The organism is Paraburkholderia sp., assembly GCF_034668105.1.
GTDB lineage: Bacteria > Pseudomonadota > Gammaproteobacteria > Burkholderiales > Burkholderiaceae > Paraburkholderia.
The window spans coordinates 1-7,630 of the sequence record NZ_JAXDPY010000379.1 but is presented as its reverse complement, the minus strand read 5'-3'; the positions used below and the strand labels follow the sequence as shown (position 1 = coordinate 7,630).

Below are 7,630 nucleotides of genomic sequence, written 5' to 3'. Positions count from 1 at the left end.
TGCATTGAACGCGTCGCGAGGTGTCTGTCACCTGCGGCGCGTTTTGCATTTGTGATGAGGTGGATCGTTCCTTTGTCACCAGATAGAATCCGCGAATCCCATCCATCTGCCGGATTTGCCGGATCGCGCCCGATGCCCGCCACCACCGTTCGTTTCAAACAGGTCGACGTGTTTACGTCGATCCCGTTCAAAGGCAATCCGCTCGCGGTCGTGTTCGACGCCGATGAACTCGGCGCCGATCAGATGCAGGCCATCGCGCACTGGACCAATCTATCCGAAACCACCTTCCTGTTGAAACCCACCGACCCGGGCGCCGACTATCGCGTGCGTATCTTCACCACGCATGGTGAATTGCCGTTCGCCGGTCATCCGACACTCGGCACCGCGCATGCGCTGCTTGAAAGCGGGTATCGACCGAAACAGTCCGGCAAACTGGTGCAGCAATGCGGCGTGGGCCTGATTGAATTGCAGGCACTGACTGAATCCGGTTCAGCCGGCGAGGCGCAGAACGGATGGGCTTTCGCCGCGCCGCCCGCGCGCGTCACGGCGCTTACGCAAGATCGGTACGCAGCGCTGGCTACGGCTTTGCGTAGCGACGCAATCGATTTCAGCGCGACGCCCTGCGCGGTCGACAATGGTGCGCCCTGGCTCGTAGTGCGCGTCAATTCAGCGCGCGACTGTCTCGCGCTCGACCCGGATGCCGCGGCGCTCGCCGATCTCGTGCATTCACTGAACACCCACGGCCTCGCCGTTTATGGCCCGCACGGCGCCGACGGTCCGGCCACCTTCGAAGTGCGCTGCCTGATGGCGGGTGGCCAATTCGGCGTCGGCGAAGATCCGGTAACGGGCAGCGCGAACGCCGCGCTCGCGGGTCTGCTGAGCGCGCAGCAGTTGCGCCCCGGCTCGCACTACACGGCCCGCCAGGGCACCGTGCTGGGTCGCGCCGGCAACGTTTCTGTGCACTACGACGACGCAGCCGGCAAGACCTGGATCGGCGGCCCGTCAGTGACGATCGTCGACGGCACGTTCCGGATGCCGTGAACGGTGCGGCGTGGCGCGCCATAGCAGGCTTGCGAACGTTCGTTTGCCGCTGAACGCCGCACGTGTTGCGCCCCATTCGGCCACCGTTGACCCCCAAAACGCCGCAGCGTCTGCACGATTCATGCGCCACGCATGACGAGAGGTTGGCACACTTGAATTCCGGACCCCGATGAAATATGCGAAAACGACTGCCAGGCTGCAGCCCCAAGGCTGGCCGAGTCGCGTGCGAATTCAGCCGGCTGGGACGCTCTGCCGCGCCCGCGTATACCCGATGCGCGGACTCTTCCTTAATCCAGTGGCATTCAGTAATATCGAAAGGTACCCGATAACCTGCGGATGGTCAGGCACGACGCCACGCTCCCTCCCCTGCGCAGCAGTTCCGGCACCTTGGTCACCATGCAGCCACCCATGAAATTAGCGCTGACCTTACGCGCGCAGTTGCAACTGGCCGGTACCAGGGAACGGGCCGCCTGATGAGCCAGTTCCGCGTTTCCGACCTGCGCGAAGCCAAACTCCCCCGCGATCCCGCCGTGTCGCGCCGCCGTGCCTTGCTCGTCATTCCGGCGCTCGGCGTATTGGTGCTGATCCTGCTTTGGACCGTGATCTTCGCGCGCCTGTCGGTTGAGAAAGAAGCGACCAATCGTGAAGCCACCGCCTCTGCTGCGATTCTCTCCGCGGCGCTGGAGCAGCACACGGTCAAGGCGATTCACCAGGTCGACCAGATCACCCGCTTCGTCAAGTACGAGTTCGAGAAAACGCCGAATCATTTCGATCTGGCCAGCACGGTAGAAAAAGGCGTGGTGCAAAGCGAGACGCTGGTGCAGGTGTCGTTGATCGATGAACACGGCACGCTGATCGCGAATACGGCCGAACTCAATCCCAAACGCATCGACCTGTCGGACCGCGAACACTTCAAGGTCCACGAGCATGAAAACGACGACCAGTTGTATATCAGCAAGCCGGTGCTCGGCCGCATATCCGGCCATTGGACCTTGCAGATGACACGGCGTCTGAATCATCCGGACGGCTCGTTCGCGGGCGTCGTGGTGGTCTCAGAAGACCCGAGCTATTTCACCAGCGACTTCTACAACAATGCGGCCATTGGCCGTGAAGGCGTGATCGCGGTGATCTCGGACAACGGCACGGTGCTGGCGCGCCGCACCGGCAACACCGACAGCCCCAGCGGCACCTTCTCGGCGAGCGGTTCGTATCCGACCTCGGAGCATGTGTCAGGCACCTACGTCGATTCGATCGACAGCGTCACGCGTATCGTCTCGTACCGGCATATCGACGGCTATCCACTCGGCGTGCTGGTGGGTCTGTCGCAAGCCGAAGAATTCGCCGACTACAACCACACGCGTAACGTTTATCTGCTAATGGCGGGCTTCATCTCGCTCGCCATGCTGAGCTTCTTCGCGGTGGCGACCGGTTTGATCGGCAAGCTGCTCGGGCGCGAGCGCGAGATGACGCATCTGGTCGAGTACGATCTGCTGACCGGCTTGCGCAATCGCTATGCGACGCTGCAAACACTGCGGCACGACGTCGCCCAACCGGCCAACCTCGGGCGTCTCGCGATTCTCTTCATCGACCTCGACAACTTCAAGACCGTCAACGACACGCTGGGCCACAACGCCGGCGACATCGTGTTGCAAATGACGGCCTCGCGTCTTGCCGCCGCGGTGGGCGACGGCGGCGCGTTGAGCCGCATCGGCGGCGACGAGTTCGTCGTGGTGATCAAGGGCGACGACGTCGAGAAACGCGCGGTCACACTCGCCGAAGCGGCGGCCGAAGCGTTCGCGAAGCCCTTCGAAGTGCGCGGCAGTTCGTTCGTGCTGCATGCGAGCATCGGCATCGCGCTCTACTCGGTCGCCAACGAGAGCGAGATCGACCTGCTGAAAAAGGCCGACCTCGCGATGTATAGCGCGAAGGACGCGGGCAAGAATTGCTATCAGTTCTTTTCGCCGCAGTTATCGCACCGCGCGGACCATTTGATGAAGTGGGAACAGCAGTTGCGCGTCGCGCTCGCCGAAGGGCAACTGTTTCTCGCCTATCAGCCAAAGATCGATCTGACGCGCCGCTGCATTACCGGTTTCGAGGCCCTGGTGCGCTGGAATCATCCGCAACACGGTTTGATTCCGGCGAACGAATTCATTCCGGTCGCCGAATCGACCGGCCTGATCGTGCCGATCGGCGACTTCGTGATCGAGACTGCCTGCCGTCAACTGGCGTTGTGGCAGCAACAGGGCTACGACACGTTGTCGCTCGCGGTGAACATCTCCGCGGTGCAGTTCTGGCGCGGCGATCTGTACGAGACCATCTCGCACGCGATCGAAGAAAGCGGCATCTCCGCGCGCCGCCTCGAACTCGAAATCACCGAGACGGCGATGATGGAATATCCCGAACTCGTCTCGGAGAAGATCTTCGCGTTGAAGCGGCTCGGCGTGCGCATCGCGCTCGACGACTTCGGCACCGGCTATTCGTCGCTCTCTTACCTGAACCGCTTCTCGGTCGACACGCTGAAGGTGGACCGTTCGTTTATCCAGGCGATTCCGGGCGACCGTAGTGTGTGCGTGATGGTCACCGCGATCGTGAACCTGGCGCGTTCACTCGGGCTGACGGTGGTGGTAGAAGGCACTGAGACGGAAGAGCAGATCGCATGGCTCGCCGCGCTCGGCCATATCGAAGCGCAGGGGTTCCTGTTTTCGCGTCCGGTGCCGGTGGACGCGATTCCCGCGCTCCTCGAACGCTTCGGTGTGTGCGGCATGAAGGGGCACCGTCCCGCGCACCTCGCCGACAGCACCAGTAGCGTGTCGAGCACCAATAGCTGAACGCGGGTTCGACGGTGGCGCGTGCGGACGCGTGGGCGTGCGCCTCGTGCATGCGCACCAGCCTAAAAGCGGCGCCCCCCTTATCTAACCGCGGCATCACAAAACCGGCTACATTCACGCTGTATTACGACACAGCGCGCGGCCGGCTGCCGGCCGCGCCAACCCACACCGATGATCCCAGAGGGCGGGCCGCCCGAGTGCCGGGGCCCGCGGCGCCATGCAGACGATCACGAGCCAGGATGCCGCCAGACGAGGAGAACGGGAACCGCTATGGACGCTGTTCCGGGTCGTGTTCGGCCTGTCGGCGCTGTCGTGGGGCGGCCTCGCGCTGATGGCGCAACTTGAAAACCACTACGTGGAACGCGAGGGACGGCTCTCGCGCGTGGCCTTTTCCGATCTGATCGCGCTGGCCTGGATGGTGCCTGGGCCGGTGGGCTGCAATGTCGCCGTGCAACTCGGGCATGCGTTGCGCGGACGCGCCGGCGCCTGGGTGGCGGGCATTGCCAGCGTGCTGCCCTTTTTCATGCTGATGACGCTGTTCGCGATCTTCTATCGCACGCCGCTGGTGCGTGCCGCGGCTTCCCAGACGTTGCTCAATCACTTCAGCGTGGTACTGGCCACGCTGATCGCGATCACCTGGTACAAGCAGACTCGCGCGCTGGTGCGCGGCAAGCTCGAATGGATCGCGGCGGTGCTCGGTTGCGTGGCGCTCTTCTATGCACGCAGTCCCGCGGCCTACGTGGTGATGCTCGGCGCGGCATTCGGCGCCGGTTGGGTGGTGAGCCCCATTCGCGAAACACGCATCGTCGTGTCGATTGGGCGAGGCGACTGGCACATGCTGGCCGCGCTGGGCGTGCTGCTGGTGTTGTTCGCGCTGCCGCTGCCGCACCGCTATGAACTGGCGCTGCTATGGCCGCGGCTGGCCGGTGCGGGCATGACGTTGTTCGGTGGCGGATTCTCGGCGTTGCCGGTGCTCAAGACGCTGTTTGTGACGCCCGCGATCGGTGTGTCGGATAACGATTTCACGTTGGCGTTTTCGCTTTCGCCACTGTCACCGGGACCACTGTTGAACGTGGTGCCGTTCTTCGGTTATCTGGTGGATGGCTGGGCGGGCGCGCTGATTGCTACACTCGCGCTGTTTGTGCCGTCGGGTTGCCTCGTGGTGATGGCGCAGCGCCATCTGCATCAGTTAAAGGCCAATCCGCGTTTCGAGCACGGCATGCGGATCCTGCGCGCGGTCACGACCGCCTTTCTTGCGGTGGCAGTGTTGCGCATTGCCATGCATGTGCCGTTCAAACCGGTCTATCTGGTGACCGCGTTGTTCTCCGCTATGTGCTTCGCGAAGCTCAAGGTACCGGTGTATGCGGTGTACGGGACCGTGGCGGTTGTGTGCGGGTTGTGGCTTGCCTACGGCGCGATGCCGTAGGCGATAAGGCGGTAGTGGTCCGCGCGTGATGGGGCAGGCTCAGAACCCGCGCGACAGCACGGCGACACCGATCGTCACCACGCCCAGTACGATATTCACCAGCACCAGGCGCCGGATCGTGCCGACCGCCTGCGCGCCGTCCGGCCACTTCTGTGCCTGGACCGCACGGCGAATGCGCGGGAACACGGCGAAGCGAATGTGCCCGAAGATCAGCATCATTACGATGCCGAGGCCGGCCATGGCGTGCAACGGCCAGGTGGCGTGACCGCCGCCGAATTGCATTAGCAGGAAGCCGCCGGTGAGAAGAATGACGAGCACGGCGCCGGCGACCCAATTGAAGAAGCGGCCAAACACCGATTCCCACAAAGGTAGACGCAACTGCGGAGAAAGGTCGGCAATGGCCGGCCGCAGACAGAAATGCGCGAATATCATCCCACCCACCCACACCGCGACTGCGAGCAGATGTAGAAACAGCGCGAGTTCGATAGCCTTGTTCATAATTGTTTTCCTCTCCCGACGACGCCACGCCGCTTATGACGAGTGATATTAGTAGCGGCTATTGAGCGCATTCGACCGCGCGCTATGCGTGCAGTTCCATGCGTTCACGGCGTCTTGACGTTCTTTGTAGTTGTTATTGCAACGCGCCCGATGCGAAGGCGGCGCCGCACCCCGATTTTTTATGACGCATGCTACGCCGTTAAGCCGCCAGCACCGGACGCATACTGTCGAGCTTCATCTTGCTCTCCGGCGCACGGCCCTTACGCGCCCGCTTGCCAACGTGCGGCGTGAGTGTGGCGCCGCTCAACTTCTCCTCGTCCACCCGGCCACCGCGACGCGTGCCGATCAACACCACGCCCGCTTTGTTGATGGACAGCGCCTGCACCAGTGTTTCGTTGTCGTCGAGCGCCATTAGCGTGACGCCGCGTCCGCCGCCCGAGAGCGTTTTCATCTCGTCGAGGCCGAACACCAGCAGGCGTCCACCTGAAGACAGACACGCGATGTGCGTTGCGTCGGGCAACATCGGCATCGGCGCGAGCGGCGCGGCGCCCGTGTCGATCGTCATGAACGACTTGCCGGCCTTCACGCGGCTGATCATGTCGCCGACCCTGGCGACAAAGCCGAAGCCGTTGCTCGACGCGAGCAGCAAGGCCTGATCCGCGGAAGCCGCGTAGTAATGCATCAGATGGCTGCCCGACTCGAGTTCGATCAGCGACGTAACCGGCACGCCATCGCCCCGGCCGCCCGGCAGGATCGCGACCGCCACCGAATAAACGCGGCCATTGCTGCCCCATGCAACCAGCGTATCCGGCGTGCGGCATTGGAATGCGGCATAGAGGCCGTCGCCGGCCTTGAACGTGAAGCCGGCCACATCCAGACCGTGGCCCTTCAGCGCGCGCACCCAGCCCTTCTGCGACACCACCACCGTAACCGGTTCGTCGACCACGCGCGCTTCGAACGTGGCGCGCTTTTCCTGCTGGATCAGCGTGCGGCGCTCGTCGCCGTATTGCTTCGCATCGGCTTCGATTTCCTTGATGAGCAGACGCTTCATCGCGGATTCGTTGCCGAGCAGTTCTTCGAGCCTGGCCTTCTCGTCGCGCAACTCGGACAGTTCCTTCTCGATCTTGATCTTCTCGAGCCGCGCCAACTGACGCAAGCGGATTTCGAGAATGTCTTCGGCCTGGCGATCGGACAGACTGAACGCAGCCATCAACGCGACCTTCGGTTCGTCCGATTTGCGAATGATGCGGATGACTTCGTCGATATTCAGAAAGACGATCATCCGGCCTTCGAGAATATGAATCCGGTCGTCGACTTTGGTCAAACGGTGACGCGTGCGGCGCGTCACCGTGGCAAAGCGGAACGCGATCCACTCGTGGATGATTTCGCTCAAGCCCTTCTGACGCGGCCGGCCATCGCCGCCCACCATCACCATATTGAGCGACGCGTTCGATTCGAGGCTCGTATGCGCGAGCAACGTGTTGACGAAATCGGTCTGATCGATGCGGCTCGACTTCGGCTCGAACACGAGACGCACCGGTGAGTCTCGGCCCGACTCGTCGCGCACTGCATCGAGCAGCGCGAGCATGGTCTGCTTGGTCTGCAACTGTTCGGGCGTGAGCGCCTTCTTGCCGAGCTTGATCTTCGGGTTGGTCTGCTCTTCGATTTCCTCGAGCACCTTCTGCGCGGCCGTGTTCGGCGGCAGTTCGGTGATCACGAGTTGCCACTGGCCGCGCGCGAGTTCTTCGATCTTCCAGCGAGCCCGCACCTTCAGGCTGCCGCGGCCGCTTTCATAGGCCGCCGAAATCTCGGCGTCGCTCGAAATGATCTGGCCGCC

5 protein-coding genes are annotated in these 7,630 nt (G+C 62.9%); 3 read left to right on the top strand and 2 right to left on the bottom strand.

Translation table 11 applies throughout. The features are described 5' to 3' along the window. Positions 1-132 precede the first annotated feature (132 nt). From QOC89_RS17035 to QOC89_RS17025, 3 genes are all read left to right on the top strand, one after another. Positions 133-1,041 carry a PhzF family phenazine biosynthesis protein gene (locus tag QOC89_RS17035; RefSeq protein WP_323046086.1) on the top strand — a complete coding sequence of 303 codons (909 nt, stop codon included), beginning with the start codon at positions 133-135 and terminating at the stop codon, positions 1,039-1,041. A gap of 473 nt (positions 1,042-1,514) precedes the next feature. Next, positions 1,515-3,869, top strand: coding sequence for an EAL domain-containing protein (locus QOC89_RS17030; RefSeq protein ID WP_323046085.1), 2,355 nt, complete (start codon positions 1,515-1,517; stop codon positions 3,867-3,869). A 217-nt stretch (positions 3,870-4,086) separates the two neighbouring features. Then, positions 4,087-5,295 carry a chromate transporter gene (locus QOC89_RS17025; RefSeq protein ID WP_323046084.1) on the top strand — a complete coding sequence of 403 codons (1,209 nt, stop codon included), beginning with the start codon at positions 4,087-4,089 and terminating at the stop codon, positions 5,293-5,295. A 39-nt stretch (positions 5,296-5,334) separates the two neighbouring features. Here the strand turns inward: QOC89_RS17025 and QOC89_RS17020 are convergent, their stop codons facing one another. Both QOC89_RS17020 and QOC89_RS17015 read right to left on the bottom strand, forming a co-directional pair. Next, positions 5,335-5,793 carry a CopD family protein gene (locus tag QOC89_RS17020; RefSeq protein ID WP_179737026.1) on the bottom strand — a complete coding sequence of 153 codons (459 nt, stop codon included), beginning with the start codon at positions 5,791-5,793 and terminating at the stop codon, positions 5,335-5,337. Positions 5,794-5,992: 199 nt separating this feature from the next. Further along, positions 5,993-7,630, bottom strand: a 1,638-nt coding sequence (locus tag QOC89_RS17015) for a DNA gyrase subunit A (protein WP_323046083.1), incomplete at its 5' end; no start/stop codon positions are given.